This window comes from Micromonospora sp. NPDC049891, assembly GCF_040660295.1.
GTDB lineage: Bacteria > Actinomycetota > Actinomycetes > Mycobacteriales > Micromonosporaceae > Micromonospora.
Window position 1 is genome coordinate 113,779 of the sequence record NZ_JBFAML010000007.1, and the last position, 18,323, is coordinate 132,101.

The 18,323-nt window shown below is 69.5% G+C and carries 11 protein-coding genes and 2 tRNA genes; 5 read left to right on the plus strand and 8 right to left on the minus strand.

Annotation, left to right across the window (positions count from 1 at the left end; all coding sequences use genetic code 11):
* The first annotated feature begins 6 nt into the window (after positions 1-6).
* Complete coding sequence (locus AB0I71_RS11870; RefSeq protein ID WP_357583592.1) at positions 7-507, plus strand: helix-turn-helix domain-containing protein; 501 nt, start codon at positions 7-9, stop codon at positions 505-507.
* A 66-nt stretch (positions 508-573) separates the two neighbouring features.
* On the opposite strand, the gene AB0I71_RS11875 is transcribed toward AB0I71_RS11870, so the two are convergent.
* The 5 genes from AB0I71_RS11875 to AB0I71_RS11895 all read right to left on the minus strand — a co-directional run bounded on the left by AB0I71_RS11875 (position 574) and on the right by AB0I71_RS11895 (position 5,095).
* A tRNA-Ile gene (locus AB0I71_RS11875) sits at positions 574-647 on the minus strand.
* Positions 648-798: 151 nt separating this feature from the next.
* The gene (locus tag AB0I71_RS11880) at positions 799-2,496 is read right to left on the minus strand and encodes an insulinase family protein (RefSeq protein ID WP_357583594.1); all 1,698 of its coding nucleotides are present in this window, start codon (positions 2,494-2,496) and stop codon (positions 799-801) included.
* Complete coding sequence (locus tag AB0I71_RS11885) at positions 2,493-3,443, minus strand: hypothetical protein (protein ID WP_357583596.1); 951 nt, start codon at positions 3,441-3,443, stop codon at positions 2,493-2,495. The genes AB0I71_RS11880 and AB0I71_RS11885 overlap by 4 nt, the downstream gene beginning before the upstream one ends.
* Positions 3,444-3,489: 46 nt before the next feature.
* Positions 3,490-4,725 (minus strand): NAD(P)/FAD-dependent oxidoreductase, encoded by a 1,236-nt coding sequence (locus AB0I71_RS11890; RefSeq protein WP_357583832.1) that lies wholly within the window; start codon positions 4,723-4,725, stop codon positions 3,490-3,492.
* Positions 4,726-5,022: 297 nt separating this feature from the next.
* Positions 5,023-5,095, minus strand: a tRNA-Asn gene (locus tag AB0I71_RS11895).
* Between the two features lie 276 nt (positions 5,096-5,371).
* Between AB0I71_RS11895 and AB0I71_RS11900 the strand changes: the two genes are divergently transcribed.
* Both AB0I71_RS11900 and AB0I71_RS11905 read left to right on the plus strand, forming a co-directional pair.
* Positions 5,372-5,755 carry a hypothetical protein gene (locus AB0I71_RS11900; protein ID WP_357583598.1) on the plus strand — a complete coding sequence of 128 codons (384 nt, stop codon included), beginning with the start codon at positions 5,372-5,374 and terminating at the stop codon, positions 5,753-5,755.
* A gap of 176 nt (positions 5,756-5,931) precedes the next feature.
* Entirely contained in the window at positions 5,932-7,110 is a 1,179-nt protein-coding gene (locus AB0I71_RS11905) for an ROK family transcriptional regulator (RefSeq protein WP_357583600.1), read from the plus strand.
* 141 nt (positions 7,111-7,251) lie between these two features.
* On the opposite strand, the gene AB0I71_RS11910 is transcribed toward AB0I71_RS11905, so the two are convergent.
* From AB0I71_RS11910 to AB0I71_RS11920, 3 genes are all read right to left on the minus strand, one after another.
* Entirely contained in the window at positions 7,252-8,259 is a 1,008-nt protein-coding gene (locus tag AB0I71_RS11910) for a sugar phosphate isomerase/epimerase family protein (protein ID WP_357583602.1), read from the minus strand.
* A 247-nt stretch (positions 8,260-8,506) separates the two neighbouring features.
* Positions 8,507-10,228, minus strand: a complete 1,722-nt coding sequence (locus AB0I71_RS11915) for a ThuA domain-containing protein (protein WP_357583604.1) — start codon at positions 10,226-10,228, stop codon at positions 8,507-8,509.
* A gap of 75 nt (positions 10,229-10,303) precedes the next feature.
* Positions 10,304-13,144, minus strand: a complete 2,841-nt coding sequence (locus AB0I71_RS11920; RefSeq protein ID WP_357583834.1) for a carbohydrate-binding protein — start codon at positions 13,142-13,144, stop codon at positions 10,304-10,306.
* A 399-nt stretch (positions 13,145-13,543) separates the two neighbouring features.
* Between AB0I71_RS11920 and AB0I71_RS11925 the strand changes: the two genes are divergently transcribed.
* Positions 13,544-14,059 (plus strand): hypothetical protein, encoded by a 516-nt coding sequence (locus tag AB0I71_RS11925; RefSeq protein ID WP_357583606.1) that lies wholly within the window; start codon positions 13,544-13,546, stop codon positions 14,057-14,059.
* A gap of 256 nt (positions 14,060-14,315) precedes the next feature.
* A complete protein-coding gene (locus tag AB0I71_RS11930; protein ID WP_357583608.1) occupies positions 14,316-18,299 on the plus strand; it encodes a hypothetical protein in 3,984 nt (1,327 codons plus the stop codon).
* The last annotated feature ends 24 nt before the right edge of the window (positions 18,300-18,323 follow it).

Genomic DNA, 18,323 nt, shown 5'->3' on the forward strand with positions numbered 1-18,323 from the left:
CGCTGCATGTCCTGGGTGTGGGACCACTCGCCGGTCGGCGGCACCGATCGGCTGGTCCTGCTCGCCATCGCCGACTGCGCTGCCGACGACGGCACCGACGCGTGGCCGAGCATCGCCACCCTGGCCCGGAAGACCCGCGTGGACACCCGGACCGTGCAGCGGGTGATCCGTCGCCTGGTCGAGGGTGGGCACCTGATGGTCGACACCACGGCGGGCGGCCGGAAGTCCAACACGTACACCGTCGTGATGAGCGAGTCGGACCCCCGGCAGAATGCCACCCCTGGCAGTACGCCACCCCCGGCAGAGAGCCAGGGCACCCCCGGTGCCACGCCACCGCAGCCCCGGCGCAGCTATGCCACCCGAACGTCCTTTAACCGTCCTGTACCCACCCAGCGGGGTGCGGCTCTGCCGGTATCAAGCAAGGCACCTGATCGGTGCCCGAACCATCCCGGCCAGTACGCCCGCTGGTGCGGGCCCTGCCGCAGCGAGGCCGTCGGCTCCGCGTAGGTGGGGAGTATGTGGGGAGCGAGCCTGATCGCATCCCCGGCACACCGGACCTGACCTGCACTAACGTGGGGCGGGCGGGACTCGAACCCGCGACCGAGGGATTATGAGTCCCCTGCTCTAACCGGCTGAGCTACCGCCCCGGTACCGGCCGGATCTTATCCCGCCCAGTCGATCACCGGCCAATGAACCTTCCCGACCTTCCGTTGCGGTCCGACGGACCGCCGGGTCGGACACGGTACGCGAGCGCCGTGCGGTGCACGTCGAAAGGAACTCCGTGCCGACGGCCTCTCCTTACCGGCGTCGCCCTCGGGCCAGCAGCACGATGGGCAACGCGAGGATAACAGTGAGCAGCCAGCCGATCACGACCGCACCCCACAGGACGGTGACGTCCTCCTCGGCGGTGGGGCTGATCAGCATGCCGATGGTCAGCAGCAGCGTGAACCCGCCCACCACCAGGGTGGCGAGGCCGCAGAGCACCATCAGCAGGACCTCCCACCCGGCCCGCTTCGGCCGGGCCAGGTGCTGGCGGGCCTCGCGGAGGGCACATGGTTGCGGGATGTGCTCCGGGTCGCGCGGGGGCATCCGGATCTGCCGGTCGACGGGTACTCCGCTGTCGATGACGTGCATCGCAGCCGGGTGCGTGTCGAACAGGGTCGGCTCGATGTGCAGCACGATCGCGTCGTGACCGATGAGCTGTCGGGCGCCGTCCGGCCAGGCGAGCATCGCGGCGCAGTCGGCGTACGTGACGGTGACGATGCCGCCGGCACCGAGGTGGCTGACCCCCTCGGTGCCGACGAGCAGTCGACTGTCGTCGTCGCGGGAGCGGTAGGTGGTGCCCGACACGGTCGACTCCGACGAGGTGGGTGCGGCGGTGAAGCCGGCCCAGTCGGCGCTGGTCCCGTCCGGCACCATCAGCAGCGCCGAGGCGTACGCCTCCTGGGCGACCTCGTGCAGGTCGGCGAGGGTGACCGCCTTCAGTTGCGCGAGTTGCTCGTCGGTCGTGTGATTCGACTCGCCGGTGAGCAGGTTGAAGGCGTACGCGGGTAGCCGCGCGGCGTCGAACTCCGCGGTCGCGTACATGTCGACCCGCTTGGCCACCGCGGCGTCCAGGTCGCTCTGCTCGATCCGCCCGACCCGCAGCTTGGCCAGCACGTCGATGAAGCCACCGACGACGGCGTCCTGCTTCTCGGCGAGGGCGTCGGCGAGGGCACGCAGGTGGGCCTGGCCGTCGCCGCGCGGTTCGTACCCGGTGCTGATGGTGTAGGACAGGCCGGCGTCCTGGCGCAGCGCCCGGAACAGCTCGCGCTCCAGCACCTCGGCGAAGACGGGTGCGGCGGCCCGACGCCGCACCACCGCGTCGAGCACCACGGCCCGGGCGCCGTGCACGAAGTACGCGGGCGTCGTGGGCAGCGCCGACGAGGCGGTCGGTACCGGCTGCCGGGTGCCGGTGGGCAGGTCCAGTCGCAGTCCTTCGGGCACCCGGTCACCGGCGATCCACAGCACCGCGTTCTCCCGGGTGAACCAGCGTGCGGCCCACTGGCGCAGCTCTTCGGCGGTGAGCCTGCTCAGCCCCCACTCCGGGTAGCTGCTGAGCCCGTGGTCCCGGGCACCGTGGCGCCACAACGGGATGTCGTCGATGGCCGCGCTTCCCCGGCTGCTCCACTCGGTGCGCAGGATGTCCTTCTCCACCTCCAGCCGTCCGGTCGGCAGGTCGGTGAGGTTGGCGCAGACGGAGGTGAGGAAGGTGGCGATGTCTGGCGCCGAGCCCTGCATGTGGAAGGTGGTGAAGACCGGTCCGGTGGCGCCGTTGAAGTGGTAGTCGGCGCTGCCCAGCGGTGCGAGGACGAGGTGTTCGAGCAGGTGGGTGATGCCGTGGCGGGCCAGCGTCTCGTCGGCGGTGCCGACCCGGAAGGTCAGCCCGGCGCGCATCGGCCCGCCGGTGGGGGCGAGCAGGGTCGGCACCCCGTCGGTTTCCAGGTGTTGGATCACGGCCGGCCGCCCTTCGCGTACGCCTTCTCGCGGAACCGCTGGAACTGCGCCACCGCGTCGCCGAAGTAGCCGAACATCGACTCGTCACCGAGGTGCCCGAGGGCGGCGAACTGCTGCGCCGCCGGTGTCCACTCCTGCATGAGGCAGAAGGCGAGGGCGAAGGTGCTGCGTACCTGGACCCAGCCCCAGCCGTGGCGGAACTCGGGGTGCCAGATGGAGCGCTGGGCCGCGTCGTGGATGGCGGCGCGCACCTGCTGGCCGCGCAGGAATGCCCGCGCGGCGGACAGGGTGCCGTGGTCGAAGGCCTGCTCCAGGTGCACCTCGACGACGAGGACGGCGTTGGGCGCGCCGGCCGGTGCGGCGTCGGTGCATTCCCGGGCGAAGTCGTACGCCTTCTCCCAGCTGCCGCTCCATTTCGGACAGAACTGCTGCAACAGGGAGCCCTGCGCCGGCAGGTGGTGCGGGTGCCCGGCGGCGAGGCGGTCGTAGCGGCGGCGCGCCTCGGCCTGGCCGAGTTGCAGGCCGCGGGCGCTGGTGACCCGCTGGGTCCAGGCTGCCGCGTCCTGCGGGTGGCGGGCGGTGGCCTCGATGAGGATCTGCTCGGCGCGGCGCAGATGGTCGAAGAACTGGACGAACTGTTCCCGGCTGACGTCCTGCGCCTGCCGGGCCGTCCGGATCCGCCATCCGGCGCGGATCAGGTGTGCCCCCAGCATGGCCGCGGCCACCGGGTCGTCCGGTTGCTCGGCGAGTGCCTTCCGGAGGAGCGGCTCGGCGTCCGGCGTGCCACCGACCTCGCCGACGAGGACCGTCCGACCGTGGGCGTCCTGGGCGTCGACGAGGGCACGCAACGCCGGCCAGTCACCGGCGGCCAGCGCGCCACGAGCGGCGGCCACCTGGGGGTACGCCACCGCGGCGTCGAAGACCGGCGGCGCGAGGGGTGCGGGCATGGCGAGGATCATAAGTGATCATCTTTGGGCCGGTGACCCCGAATTCTCAGTGCTGACGCAGGTACCGCAGGGTGGCTCCGGCGGTGCGCCAGCCGCTGGCGAGTGCCCCCTGGATGGACGGGCTGTCGCGGTGGTCACCGGCGACGAACAGCCCGTTTCCCAGCGCCACCGGCTTACGGAGCCGGCCCTGTGGTGGCGGCGCGGCGGGCAGCGCGGCAGGGATCGTGACAGTGGTCAGGTGCTCCCAGTCGGCGGTGGGCCGCCCGTACAGCCGGGTCAGTTCCAGCCGCACGGCTGGCTCGGGCGGTACCGACGGCCCGACCACGGAGGTGGCGATCAGGTGCCGGTCGGGCGGCGCGTAGCCGGGGACGGCCCGGCTGACCACGACGGTGTTGGCGACCATCTCGCGGCGGTCTCCGTCGACGAGCAGGATCGGTTCGTCCAACGGCGGCACGGCGGACGCGTGGTAGTAGGTGGTGTAGCTGTGCATGCGTACCGGCGGCAGGTCCAGCAGCCGGGTGGCGGCGGGCGGGTCGACGGCGACGACGACGGCCCGGCAACGTAGCTCACCGATTGTGGTTCGGACCCGGCCCGGGGCCACCTCGGAGACTGTGGTGTTCAGGTCGAGCAGCCCGGCCGGCAGCGGCGCCGCGACGGCCCGCGGCAACGCCGCCATGCCCTCGGCGGGCAGACCGACCCGGCCCCGGGCGAACGAGCGCAGCACCATCGCCAGGACGTGGCTGGAGGTGGCCAGTTCCCGGTCGAGCAGTACGCCGGACAGGAAGGGGCGCAGCAGGTCCTCGATGATCGCGTGGGACAGGCCCGCGCGGCGCAGCGCCGCCTCAGCGGTGGTCTCGGGGCTGGCGAGCAGACGCGCGGCGGGCAATGTGGCGTAGCTCGCGGCGAGGGCGGCGAAGCGCAGCCGGTCGGGCAGCGACCCGACGCGGGCCAGGGCGGTACCTGGCCCGCCGGCGGGCTCGCGCAGCGGGTTGACCAGTCGCAGCAGCTGGCCGCCTTTGCGTACCAGCACTCCCGGGACGAAAAAGCCGAGGTCGAGATCGTCCACGTCGAGCAACGCGCCGACCCGGGGGTACGCGGTGTTGAGGACCTGGAATCCACGGTCGAGCAGGTAGCCGTCGACGGCGTCGGTGGCGACCCGGCCGCCGAGCCGGTCGGCGGCCTCCACCAAGCGCCAGGACACCCCGGCGCGGTGCAGGCGGCGAGCCGCGGCCAGGCCGGCGAGGCCGCCGCCCACGATCACGACGTCGGTGTCAGCGGGCATCGGGTACGCCGTGCCCTGGTCGTGCCGACGTGGGCCGGCGGTGGGCGTGCGGCTCATCCACGACGTTGCGCACGGGCGACGTGGGCGCCTCGGGCGGTCGCGGCCCGACCGAGCCGATCTTGAAGTTTCCGGACATCCCACCCACCGGCTGTCGTCGCAGGATCGACGCGCACCAGCGTAGACCGGTTGGCCCGGTACCGCCGCCGAAGCCCGGCGTCACGCCGGTCGGCACGATCCGGCGGGGAACCACCGACGCCCACCGGATCCGACCGGTGGGCGTCAGGGTGAGGAAGTAAGCTCCCCCGTTTGGACTCGAACCAAAAACCTGCCGGTTAACAGCCGGCTGCTCTGCCAATTGAGCTACGGGGGACCGCAACAACGCCCGGAGCGGATCGCTCCGCACCGCGCGCCGGGCACAAGAGTACAGGACGGCGGGGGGTGTTGGTCCAGGGGGTTCATTGACCACCACCGGGCGGCGGGGCGGCCGTTTAGCAGACAAATCGTCATCCCGGCACAAGGAGGTATGAGCGGAGAGCAGGATGGGTAGTTAGCTGCCGACGACAGGACGCAGGCGCGAATCGGTCAGTCCCGCCACCCGGGCTTCCGGGAGCGGGACGACGGCGCGTCAGGTACGAAAGGAGCCGCCATGCGCGGAAAGATCATGTTCCTTGGCGGGCTGGCTGCAGGGTTCGTCCTGGGCGCCCGTGCCGGCCGGGAGAAGTACGAGGAGCTGGTGGTTCGGGGCCGCAAGGTGCTCGACCACCCGACCGTCCAGGAGGCGGCCGGGGTCGCACAGGCCCAGGCGAACCGTCTCTACCACGAGGGCAAGGACAAGCTCGGCAACTCCAAGCTGGGCGAGAAGCTGGGCACCAACGGCAAGGAGGGGCTCACCCCCGCCGACGACACGTTCGCTGGCACGCCGGCCACGGCCGGCACCAAGTCGGGTTCCGGCTCGTCGAGCTCCGCTTCGACGTCTGCCACCCCCCGGAGCAAGCCGTCCGGCACTGGAGCCAACGGCAGCACGCTCTGAGCACCGCCGGACGGGCCCGGCCACCGATGTCGGTGGCCGGGCCCGTCCGTACGCCCGCACGGCAGCAGCCCTAGGCGTGCCGACGCAGCAACACCATCAGCCGTTGACAGTTGCGGCTCCGGCCGGCCACCGGTCTGAAACACCGCCGTGGAAGACTCCGCACGGAGGTGGTGGCGATGGCCCTGGTCCGGCCGGAGAATCCGCAGCAGGCACGGCTGGTCCGGTTGCTGCGGGACGAGGGTCCCCGCTCCCGGGTGGAACTGGGTGACCTGCTGGGTCTGTCCCGGACGGCCCTCACCACCGAACTGGACCGGCTCGTCGCCCGAGGTCTGGTCGAGACCGCCGGCCCGGCGGCCTCCCGGGGCGGGCGCCGCTCGTCGTTGCTCCGCCTCTCCGGTGGGGTGCGCTTCGCCAGCGTGGTGGTCGCCACCGACCGGATCACCGTCGCGGTCACCGACGGCGAGCTGAACGTGCTGGCCGAGACCAGCGAGGCGGCGGACGTACGCGACGGTCCGGAGCCGGCAATCAGTCGGGCCGTCGAGCTTGTCGACAAGCTCCGCGCCGAGCTGGGCGTCGCCGAACTCACCGGGGTCGGCGTCGCCCTTCCCGGGCCGGTCGACGGCGGCACCTCCACCGCACCGGCCGTCCTGCCCCGTTGGCAGCGCTTTCCGGTCCGGGACGCCTTCGCCGCCGAACTGGGCTGCCCGGTCCTGATCGACAACGACGCGAACGTGCTCGCCCTGGGCGAACGGCACGCCGGTATCGGCCGTACCGTCGAGGACTTCCTCTACCTGAAGCTCGGTACGGCGATCGGCTGCGGGCTGGTGCTCGGCGGGTCGCTCTACCGGGGTGCGACAAGCAGCGCCGGCGACATCGCCCACCTACCGCTCGGCGAGGAGGGGCCGCCCTGCGCCTGCGGTGAGGCCGGTTGCCTTGAGGCGTACTGCGGGGATGCCGGACTGGTCCGGGCGGCGTTGACCGTCGCCCGGTCGGACCGCTCCCCGGTGCTGGCCGCGCGGCTCGCCGAGGCGGGCACGCTCACCGTCGCGGACGTGGTCGCGGCCGCCACCGCCGGTGACCCGGCCACCCAGGTGCTGGTCCGCGACGCCGCCCGCCGCCTCGGTCGGGTACTTGTCGGCCTGGTCAGCTTCTTCAACCCCGGCATCGTCGTGATCGGCGGGGCCCCCGACGGGCTCGGGCACGTCCTGCTCTCCGAGATCCGTGGTGTGGTCTACCGGCGGTCGGCGCCGCTGGCCACCGGCACCATGCCGATTGTCCTCTCCGACCTGGCGGACCGGGCCGCTGTGGTGGGCGCGGCCCACCTGGCCAGCGAACACGTCTTCAGCGCCGGCTGACCAGGTCTTCCGCCCCGTTCATGAGGCCCGCCCGGCTGCACCGGTGCCAGGCGTCGGCCCCGACCGGTGGACAGGTCCGGCGGCCGCCCGGGACGGGCGTCCGGGGGCCGGCTGCGGGCCGACCCCCGGAGGCCGTCCGGTTCAGTCCTTGCTGCTGAACGCCGCGTCGAAGGCGGCGGACGGTGCGTCGAAGGCGAGCCGGCGGACGAACTGGAGCGCCTCCGGGGTGCCGACCAGCCGGTCCATCCCGGCGTCCTCCCACTCGATGGAGATCGGCCCGGAGTAGCCGATCGCGTTCAGCGCCCGGAAGCAGTCCTCCCAGGGCACGTCACCGTGGCCGGTCGAGACGAAGTCCCAGCCCCGGCGCAGATCCGCCCAGGGCAGGTGCGAGGCCAGTCGGCCGCGGCGGCCGTCACCGGTACGCACCTTGGCGTCCTTGCAGTCGACGTGGTAGATCCGGTCGGCGAAGTCGAAGATGAAGTTGACCGGGTCGAGCTCCTGCCAGACGAAGTGCGACGGGTCCCAGTTCAGCCCGAACGCGGGCCGGTTCCCGATCGCCTCCAGGGTCCGCTTCGTCGTCCAGTAGTCGTACGCGATCTCGCTGGGGTGCACCTCGTGGGCGAAGCGCACCCCGACCTCGTCGAAGACGTCGAGGATCGGGTTCCACCGGTCGGCGAAGTCCTGGTAGCCGCGTTCGATCATGGCTGGCGGCACCGGCGGGAACATCGCCAGGGTGTGCCAGATCGACGAGCCGGTGAATCCGACGACGGTGTCCACGCCGAGCTTCGCCGCCGCGCGGGCGGTGTCCTTGATCTCCTCGGCGGCCCGCTGGCGCACCCCTTCGGGCTCGCCGTCGCCCCAGATCCGGGCGGGCAGGATGCCCTGGTGCCGCTCGTCGATCGGGTGGTCGCAGACCGCCTGGCCGACCAGGTGGTTGGAGATCGTGAAGACCTGGAGGTTGTGCTTGGCGAGCGTCTCCCGCTTGCGTTCGATGTACGACTCGTCGGCCAGGGCCTTGTCGACCTCGAAGTGGTCGCCCCAGCAGGCGATCTCCAGGCCGTCGTAGCCCCATTCGGCGGCGAGCCGGCACACCTCCTCGAACGGAAGGTCGGCCCACTGGCCGGTGAACAGCGTGATCGGTCGCGCCATGTGTCCATTTCCCCTGTCGTGTTGGGGATTCCGTTACCTGCGGGACCGGGGCGAGGGATGACCGGATGTGGACGGCCCCGACGGTGTACCGGTGGACGCGTCGCGCCTGGGGCCGACGGGTTGCGCCTCCCGTCGACTCACCGGCCACCTCGCGGTCGCCGTCCCTCACTCTAGGCGGGCGGCACGCGGTACGAAAGAGCCCCGGTGCGACGGGTGACCGTCGCACCGGGGCGGTACGGCTACTCGGTTACGGCAGCACCCAGCGCTGGTTGGCGTTGTTGTGGCAGGTCCACAGGTGCACGGCCTGCCCGTCGGCGGAGCTGTTGTTCGACACGTCCAGGCACTTGCCCGAGTTCGGGTTGCGCAACGTGCCGTTGGACTGCGCCGACCAGTTCTGTGCGCCGCCACCGTTGCAGGTCCAGAGCTGGATCTTCGTACCGTCGGCGGAGCCGGCGCCGTTGACGTCCAGGCACTTGCCCAGGGCCCGGATCGTCGAGTTCGGCGTCACCGTCCAGGTCTGCGCCGCGCCACCGTTGCAGGTCCAGATCTGGATCTGCGTGCCATCGGCCGACGAGCCGTTACGGACGTCCAGGCACTTACCGGCCAGGCCGGTGATCCGGCCGGTGCGGACGTCACCGCCCGGGGGCGGGTTCGTGCCGCCGAGTTCCCTGATCCGGATGTTGCGGAACGACACGTTGTCACCCGTGCCGTGGTTCTGGATGCCGATGTGCCCGGGGAGCGAGCGGACCGGGTCGGTGTTGGTGAAGTCGTTGATCTTCGTGCCGTTCAGGAACACCTGGAGGCGCTCCCCCTCCACCAACAGCTCGTAGGTGTTCCACTCCCCCGGCGGGTTGAGCGCGGCGTCCCGGGCGGCGAGGTCGGCGGCCTTGAAACCGTAGACCGCGCCGGTGGTCTTGTCCGCGGTGTCGGTGGCGTCGATCTGCACCTCGTAGCCGTTGTTGATCGCCGAGTTCGGGTCACTCGACGGGGGGAAGCCGATGAACACGCCGGAGTTGTGGTCCCCGGCCATCCGCCAGTCCAGCTTCAGCGAGTAGTTGGTGAACTGCTTCGCGCTGTACCAGTACAGGCCCATCCCGCCGACCGAGGTCAGGGTGGCGTCGGAGTTGCTGAAGCTGCCCGGCCCGGCCTGCGACCAGCCGGTGGTCGAGCCGTTGTAGAGGGTGGTGTAGCCGCTCTCCGGCCGGCAGTCGGCCTTGGCACGGCCGGCCGCGTACCTGATGCCGCCAAGCAGGTGCGCCCGGAAGGCCGGCTCGGAGTACGACGCCTGGGTGTGGCCGCCGCCGGTGTAGAAGGACCTACCGCCGTTGTACGTCTTGCACCAGGCGATCGGGTGGTCGGCGCCCATCACACCGCCGGAGTACGTCGACTCGTTGAGGTTCGCCAGCACCCGCGCGTTGGCGCGGGGGTTGCTCTGGAAGTCGTACCACTCGTCGGTGCGTACCCAGTTCTGCGGCAGGTGGGCGGTGGCCGGATGGGCCCGGTTCTCCACCCGGACGGTGGCCTGCTGGATGGCCGGGTGGGAGCGGAAGTACGCCCCGACCAGGTTGCCGTAGAAGGACCAGCCGTACTCGGTGTCGGCGGCGGAGTGCACGCCGACGTAGCCGCCGCCGGAGCCGATGTACGACTCGAAGGCGGTCTGCTGGCTGGCGTTGAGCACGTCGCCCGTGGTGTTGAGGAAGATCACTGCCTCGTACTGGGCGAGGTTGCCGGTGGTGAAGACGTTTGCGTCCTCGGTGGCGGTGACGGTGAAGCTGTTCGCCGCGCCCAGGTCGCGGATGGTCTGCGTGCCCACCGCGATGGAGTCGTGCCGGAAGCCCGCGGTCTTGGAGAAGACCAGCACGTCGTACGGGGCGTCGGCGGCGCTCGCCGGGGTGGCCGGGGTGGTGCAGGCGAGGACGGCGAGGACGGCGGTGGCCAGGCCGACTGTGCTTCGGAGGAGTTTACGCATATCGCTCTCCCAACGGTCGTGGTGTCGGGAGGGGCCCGCTACAACACTAGGCGTTGACGAGGGCCCCTCCCTGGATCAGGGCAGAACCCAGCGCTGGTTGGCATTGGTGTGGCAGGTCCACAGGTGCACGACCTGCCCGTCGGCCGAACTGTTGTTCGACACGTCCAGGCACTTGCCCGAGTTCGGGTTGCGCAACGTGCCGTTCGACTGCGCCGACCAGTTCTGCGCGCCGCCACCGTTGCAGGTCCAGAGCTGGATCTTCGTACCGTCCGCGGAGCCGGCACCGTTGACGTCCAGGCACTTGCCCAACGCCCGGATCGTCGAGTTCGGCGTCACCGTCCAGGTCTGCGCCGCCGTGCCGTTACAGGTGTAGATCTGGATCTGTGCGCCATCGGCAGTGGACGCGTCGCGCACGTCCAGACACTTGCCTCCCAGGCCGGTGATCGGACCGGTCCTGGTCGTACCACCGCTGCCGGTGGTGAAGGCGAACGAGTCCAGGTCGTAGAGGTGGCCGGTGCCCGAGCCGGCGAAGGTCAGGTACAGCGTGGTGGTGCCGGTGGGCGGGTTGGTGATGCTGCCGGTGACGGTGGTGAAGGTGTCCCAGCCGCCGGTGACCGGGACGGTCGCCGAACCGAGCACCGTGCCGGTGGCCGAGCCGGCACGCACCTGGAGGGTGCCGCCGGCACCGGCCGAGGAGACCCGGGCGCTGAACGAGGTGGCGTTGCCGATCCGGTACGGCTCGAAGGCGATCCAGTCACCGTTGTTGATGTTGCCGACGGTCCGGCCGCCCTCGGCGGCCGCCTTGTCGAAGGGGTCGACGCCGGAGGAGGTCTTGTAGTGCTCCGCCTGCCGCTTGCGCGGCTGGAGGGTGTGCTGGGTGTGGGTGGTCAGGCCGCCGGCATCGGTGTACTCGGCGTCGAAGATGCCGAAGATGTTCGCGGCGTCGTCGTGCTCGCCGTCGACCGGCACGGCGATCGAGCCGGAGCAGCCGTTCTGCGAGGTGATCTGGTGACCGTGGTTGTCGTGGCCCAGCACGTACGTCATCTTGACCTTGGAGCAGTCGATGGTGCCGTCCTCCGGGTCGGTCACCGTGATGCTGAACGGCACGGTGTCGCCGAAGCTGAACAGTTGGCCGTTGCCGGGGCTGTTGATGGTGACCGTCGGGGCGGTGTTGCCGACCCCGATCCGGACGCTCGCCGTGCCGGTCGCGCCCTGCGGGTCGCGTACGGTCAGGGTGGCGGTGTAGCTGCCGTTGGCGGTGTACGTCTTGGTCGGGTTCGCCGCCGTCGAGGTGGTGCCGTCGCCGAACGCCCACGAGTAGGTGAGCGCCCCACCCTCCGGGTCCGACGACCCGGCCGAGGAGAAGTTCACAGTCAACGGGGCTACGCCCGAGGTCCGGTTGGCCGAGGCCACCGCCGTCGGTGCCCGGTTGCCGCCGCCGACGTAGTCGTAGCGGTACAGGGCCGAGTTGGCGTCGCCGTTGTAGAAGCCGGTGCCGTAGTCCAGCACGTAGAGCGCCCCGTCCGGACCGAACGCCATGTCCATCACCTGCTTGCCGTTCCACGGGAAGGAGGCGTCGATGCTGGCGATGGAGCCGTTCGCGTTCATGTGGATCGGCTTGATCCAGCCCCGGCCGAACTCACCGGCGAAGAACAGCCCGTCGAAGCTCTGCGGCCACTTGGTGGCCGAGTTCAGCGAGGCGTCGTACCGGTAGACCGGGCCAGCCATCGGCGACTCGGAGCCGCTGCCGAACTCCGGCGGGCTGCCGGCGTCACCGGCGTAGCGGATCCAGGACGGCTTGGCGGCCGGCAGGGTGGCCAGGCCGGTGTTACGGAACGAGTTGTTCGTCGCGCCGCCGTTGCAGTTGTACTTCGGTCCGGCGCTGTTGCTGGCGAAGTCCCACTCGGCGTACGTCTCGTTGCTGGTGTTGGTGCCGGTGCAGTACGGCCAGCCGTAGAAGCCGGGACCGGTGATCCGGTTGAACTCCACCTGCCCACTGGGACCACGGGAGGAGGTGGAGCCCGAGTCGGGCCCGTAGTCGCCGACGTAGACCACACCCGTGGCCTTGTCGACACTCATCCGGAACGGGTTGCGCAGACCCATCGCGTAGATCTCGGGTCGGGTGCGGGCGGTGCCCGGGGCGAACATGTTGCCGGCCGGGATCGAGTACGACCCGTTGGCGTTGACCTTGATCCGGAGGATCTTGCCGCGCAGGTCGTTGGTGTTGGCCGCGCTGCGCTGCGCGTCGTACGCCGGGTTGCGGTTGGTCCGCTCGTCGATCGGCGAGTAGCCACCGGAGTCGAAGGGGTTCGTGTCGTCGCCGGTGGACAGGTACAGGTTGCCCGCGGCGTCGAAGTCGATGTCGCCACCGGCATGGCAGCACATGCCCCGGTCGGCGGCGACGTCGAGAATGTCGACCTTGCTGGACTGGTTGACCGTGAAGTCGGAGTTCAGGGTGAACCGGGACAGCCGGTTGACGCCCTGCCATGAGGACCAGTTGGTGCCGGTGGCCGGGGCGTCGCCGCTGGGGGTGGAGAGCGGCGGGGCGTAGTAGAGGTAGATGTGCCGGTTGGTGGCGAAGTTCGGGTCGACCCCGACGCCCTGCAACCCGTCCTCGTCGTGCGTGTAGACCGGGATGTTGGCGATCACCGAGGTGTTGCCGACCGCGTCGGTGCGGCGCAGCGTGCCGTTGCGCGCGGTGTGCAGGACCGAGCGGTCCGGCAGCACCGCGATGCTCATCGGTTCACCTACCTCGGCCACCCCCTTGGCGAGGGTGACCTGCTGGAAGTCGCTGGCGACGATCGGATGGGCGAGAGCCGGAGCCGGGGCGGCGATGGCCACGGTTCCGGCTGTGACGACGAGGAGCAGCGCTGAGGCGCTGGTGAACCACCGTGCGGGGTGGTGGGTGGTGCGCATGGTGGACATCGCTGTGCTGTCCCTTCCTGACGAGTGCTCTGCCAGGGCGGGGCGCGCGCCGTCGCGCCGGATGCCGTAGCGGGGGTGCCGAGGGGGGTCCCGCGCCGCCGGTTCACCTCGACGAAACATTTCGGTGCTGGCGAACACGCTAGGCGACAGGACGTCACATGTCTACAACTTTCGATGAGATGGCATCGACTTTCGTTTGACCCACTCAAAGTTCGGCAGGCGAGGGCCTTCCATGTGACGGCATCGATCAATTGACACACCCCTCTGTATCGGTAAGATCTCTGCCAGTTGGGTAGGCCGTCCACGACTACTACGGGGGTAGTGAACTGTGACGCTCCACAGCAGAGAAACCGTGCCGTCGCGTGCTGGGACCGAGACGCCGACGCCGACGTGATTCACCCGCGCCGGCGGCGTAACGCCCGCCGGCACGCAACGGCAGCGCTGCTGACCGCGATCCTCCTGATGACAAGTGGCTGTGTCGATTCTGCCCACGATGACGCGCGGGACAGCGTCACGGCCCACATCGAGCAGGTCGCGATCGACGCCACCGAATGGGCCCAACAGGACCAGGCATCGGGCAGCCCGTCAGGCACCCGGGACGTCCTGGACCGCGTCGTCGCCACCGTGCACGCCAACGCCCGCGAACTGAGCTCAGACGTACGTAACTCCGACCCCGAGGGCACCGGTTCGCTCGGCGAGGTACGCCTGGTCCTGGAGGGCACCGGCTCAGGCTGGCTCTGGTCCCAGGCAGAGGCCCTTTACATCTTCTGCGCCCGATTCGAGCTGACCCGGTCGCCGGGTCAGCCGCGGATCGTCTCGGCGGAGCTCTTCGATTGCCCACCGGGTGCCGTGCCGTCCGGCTGGCGGCCGACAGCGCCGACCACCCCCGTAGCCACCCCGTCCTGATCTCGCTCTGACCTGCTGCTCGGCGTCTCGGCACAGCCGCGACGACCGGCCGGTCCACCCTGCCCGGAACAGCCGTACGCCGGTCAAGCCTCGAATGGTGCACCCGCACTTCCCCATCGCAAGTCCGCCCTGCCATCGACTCCGCGTCGGCTTCGGCGCGGTCCACCCACAGCAGAAAGAGGAGCGAATGCGCACACGAAGGCCCCACCGGGCCGGGCTCGCCGTCGGCGGACCCACCCGCCGCAGGCTGGCCTCAGTGACTGCGGCGCTGTTGGCTGCCGCCGGACTCAGCGCGGTGACCGCCGGTCCTGCCGAGGCCACACCGGCACCGACCCCCGCGACACAGGCCTCACCACCGGCCACCGTCGACCCGGCCCCGCAGCCCGCCGCCGAAGTCGCCGAGGTTCCCGCCGAGGACCGCGACAAGGTGTTGCCGGACGGCTGGCGTTCGTCGGCCGACCTGGCGTGGACCACATCTGGTGACAGCAGAGGATTCCACTTGTTGGTGGCCGCGGAGCGGACCGGCTACACGTGGCGGACCGTGGCGACGCTGAACGAGCCGACGATCAGCAGCGAGCAGTGGATCGGAAACGCCTGCCTGACCGCCTCCGGCCAACGGGCGGTCGTCGTGTACCAGCCCCGGCACTTCACCAACCGCAGCCACCTGTTCGACAGGGGTGCTTTCTCCGCCGTGGTCGACATGACCACCGGCGAGGTGACCAAACTCGGTTTGAACGTCAGCATCGCGTACTACAACCCGGGCTGCGGCAACGGGGAAACCGCGACCCTCACCCAGGGCGGCGCCACCGACCTCGGCAAGACCCGGGTGCACCTGATCGACACCGTCCGGGGCACGGTCATCCGACGGCAGCAGCTCAACGGCCAGATAACTTCGGCCATTCCGTACGGTGACAACATGGCCGCAGCGGAGGGCGGCCGGATCTTCCGGCTGGACCGGAACGGTTCCCGACACACTCTCGCCCGGACCAAGGGCTACGGTGCGTATCTGCGTCCAGACTCGGCCGGTGGGATCAACTGGTTGGAGGCCGCCGACGAGGAGACCACCGTGGCCCGCCGGGTGCACGGCGGTCAGGTACGTGAGCTTGCCCGCGGACCGTTGACCCGGCTGGGTCTCGCCCGCGGCACAGCCGGCCGGGTCTTCCTGACGGGCAAGCCCACCTCCACCAGTCAACTGCCCACAGTGGTCGAACGGGTGGACGTGTTGCCGTCGACCGAGTTGTCCACCCGCGGCCGCCTCGCGCTGCGCCGTGCCCCGGTCAGCAACGGAACGGCAGCCCCGACACCGCCGACCAGCGAGGCGTCCGGTCTGCCGGTCAGCCTCACCGCAGAGGTGCTACCGACCGGCGAGCAGGTCGACTTCCGGGTTTTCATCGGTTCTCGACCGAGCCGGCGGGCAAGCAGCGGTCAGCAGAGCAACCCGCAGTTGAAGAAGGCACAACAGGCAGACGGCGAGCTGCGAGCCCAGGCGAACGCATCGCCGACCGACCCCGTCGAGCCCGACCGTTACTGCTCGGTGCCGCGCAACGATGTAGGTACTCAGGTTGAGCAGCCGCACTGGCGGCAGGTGGAGTGGGCGGTGAACCAGGCGGTGCGGGGTGGCCTGACCGTCCAGCGCCCGGCGAACTTCCGGCAGTCCGGCCTACCGGCCTGGTCGCCGCAGGGCATGTTGCCACCGCTCCCGCTCGCCGGTGGCGGCCGGGTGCCCGCCCAGGTCATGCTCGGCATCCTGGCTCAGGAGTCGAACCTGTGGCAGGCCAGTTGGCGCGCTCTCGAAGGCGTGCCCGGCAATCCGCTGATCGGCAACTATTACGGGAACCCGAGCGAGAGAGGCTGGCTCATCGACTGGTCTGCGGCGGACTGCGGATACGGGGTCGGCCAGGTTACCGACGGGATGCGGATGGCCGGTCGGGGCAAGCCGGGTGAGGTGATCCGCCCGGTGAATGAGCAGCGCGCGATCGCCATCGACTACGCGACGAACATCGCCGCCGGCCTGCGCATCCTTCAGGAGAAGTGGAACCAGACCTACAACCTGAACATCCGGATGAACGACGCCGACCCAGCGAACCCGGAGAACTGGTGGGCAGCGGTGTGGGCCTACAACACGGGACTCAACCCGCAGGCCATCACCGGCGGGACGGGGTGCTCGCCGGGGCCGAACTGCACCGACGACCGAGGAAACTGGGGCCTTGGTTGGTCGCAGAACATCGCCAACCCGGAGTATCCCTTCACCCGGACGCCTTTCCTGGACGGCGACAACGGCAACGGGTCGCCAGCTGACGCGGCCAAACCCAGCCAGTGGTCCTACCCGGAGAAGGTGATGGGCTGGGCCGCGTACCCGATCGTCAAGTACGACTTTCGGACGCCCAACGAGTACCAGGCCGGCTATCTCCAGGCCTGGTGGGTTGATCCGCTGCACCGCACCCAGTCGATCAAGCCGCCGCTGGGTACCTTCTGCACCACCGCGAACAACTGCTCGGTGACATCCACCTCGACCAGGTGCGGCTACAGTGACTACCACTGCTGGTGGCACTGGCCGGTGGATTGGAAGGCCGGCTGCCAGGTGGCGTGCGGATACGAGAATCTTCGGTACAGCCTCGGAGCAGCCGAGCCCGCGCGGGGAACACATTATGCACCCACGTGCAGGATCAGCGGCCTGCCGGCCGGGGCGCTGATCGTTGACGACCAGCCGAACTCGGTGGGGATCGTTCGCTCCGATCTATGTCCCGATCCGGTGACCAACAGCGGCACCTTCAACCTGCAGTTCAGTGGCAACAGCTCCGGCCAGTATCCGTCGAAGATCGACTTCCACCAGATCGGTAGCGGCCTTAACGGGCACTTCTGGTTCGCGCACGAACAGAACTCCGTCACGGAAGCGGACGACCGGGTCAAGGTGACCGGGACCTGGCGTCTCGGTCGCAGCCTCAACCAGTGGGCACGAGTGTACGTACACATGCCGGCTGTTGGTGCGCACAGTCAACAGGCGCACTATACGGTTGACCGCGGCGCGAACATCACCAGTAAACGGTACAAAACCCGGGTGGTGGGTCAGCGTCAGGGCACCAACCGGTGGGTGCCACTGGGTACTTTCCAATTCAACGGAGTTCCTCAGGTGTCGCTGAGCAACGTCATCCGGGATTCCAACGTCGGTATCGAGGCTGTGGCTTGGGACGCTATCGCGATCGTGCCGCTGTCGCAGAAGCCACGCAACTTCGTGGTCGCGCTTGGGGACTCGTTCTCTTCTGGCGAGGGAGCAGCAACCGACGCATCGCTTGACTACTACCACGACTCCAACCACAACGGCGGCGGCAGCCTTGACCACCGTAACGGCTGTCACCGCTCGCAGCATGCCTGGTCGCGGCAGGCGTGGTTGCGGGACGACCCACAACAACGCTCAATCGGAACTCGATCAGACACCTTCGATCCAACGATGGACTACCACCTCATCGCCTGCTCGGGGGCGCTCACCCACAATATGCTGCCCAGCGTGTCGAATCCGATCAGCGGGGTGGAGGTCTTCGATCCCGCGACAGGTGAACCCTTCGTAACGGCCTGGGGCACCACGGCCAGACAGCAGCGTCGCGAAGTCGCCCAACTCGACAAGGGTTTCTTGGACGAAAACACCACGCTCGTCACCCTCTCGATCGGTGGCAACGACATAAAATGGGGGGACGCCGTAAAGAACTGTCTTATCATGCCGGGTCCCGCACCCTGTTGGGAATGGGACATCGATGGCCAGCGGGCCGCCGATTACCTGCCACGATTGATGGATCGGGAGGGTCGTCAATCGGTCGCCACGGTTCTCCGCGCTGTCCGGTTGATGGCCCCCAACGCCCAGATCATGCTCATGGGATACCCGCAGCTTTTTTCGAACGGGGCCGACTGCCTCAGACTGCTCGGCTATGGGGTCCAGACCGATGAGGCCAACTGGATGAATCAGATGGCGATCGAATTGTCGGACATCCTGCGCGAGGTCGCGGCCGCGGCGAACAGCAGTCTCGGCCGAGTCCACTTCGTCGACCCGATTCTGAACGGCGACTTCGATGGTCAAGGGGTCTGCGGGAACCCGGAGACCATCCACGGCATTGTGCTCGCCAAAACGGCGGGCGAAAACCACTCAGAGATTCAGAACCCGTCTCAGCAAACACTCCACCCTAAAGTCAGCGGTGCGGCGAACTACGCTCGGGCATTGAACCGCGAGTTCCGGAACATCGGGCTATGACCGGATGGGTGGGCCCGCCAAAGC

Coding starts and splice junctions, on each gene's coding strand:
- AB0I71_RS11870 (WP_357583592.1), top strand. CDS start 7: ATGTCCTGGGTGTGGGACCACTCGCCGGTCGGCGGCACCGATCGGCTG.
- AB0I71_RS11885 (WP_357583596.1), bottom strand. CDS start 3,443: ATGCCCGCACCCCTCGCGCCGCCGGTCTTCGACGCCGCGGTGGCGTAC.
- AB0I71_RS11890 (WP_357583832.1), bottom strand. CDS start 4,725: ATGCCCGCTGACACCGACGTCGTGATCGTGGGCGGCGGCCTCGCCGGC.
- AB0I71_RS11900 (WP_357583598.1), top strand. CDS start 5,372: ATGCGCGGAAAGATCATGTTCCTTGGCGGGCTGGCTGCAGGGTTCGTC.
- AB0I71_RS11905 (WP_357583600.1), top strand. CDS start 5,932: ATGGCCCTGGTCCGGCCGGAGAATCCGCAGCAGGCACGGCTGGTCCGG.
- AB0I71_RS11910 (WP_357583602.1), bottom strand. CDS start 8,259: ATGGCGCGACCGATCACGCTGTTCACCGGCCAGTGGGCCGACCTTCCG.
- AB0I71_RS11915 (WP_357583604.1), bottom strand. CDS start 10,228: ATGCGTAAACTCCTCCGAAGCACAGTCGGCCTGGCCACCGCCGTCCTC.
- AB0I71_RS11920 (WP_357583834.1), bottom strand. CDS start 13,144: ATGCGCACCACCCACCACCCCGCACGGTGGTTCACCAGCGCCTCAGCG.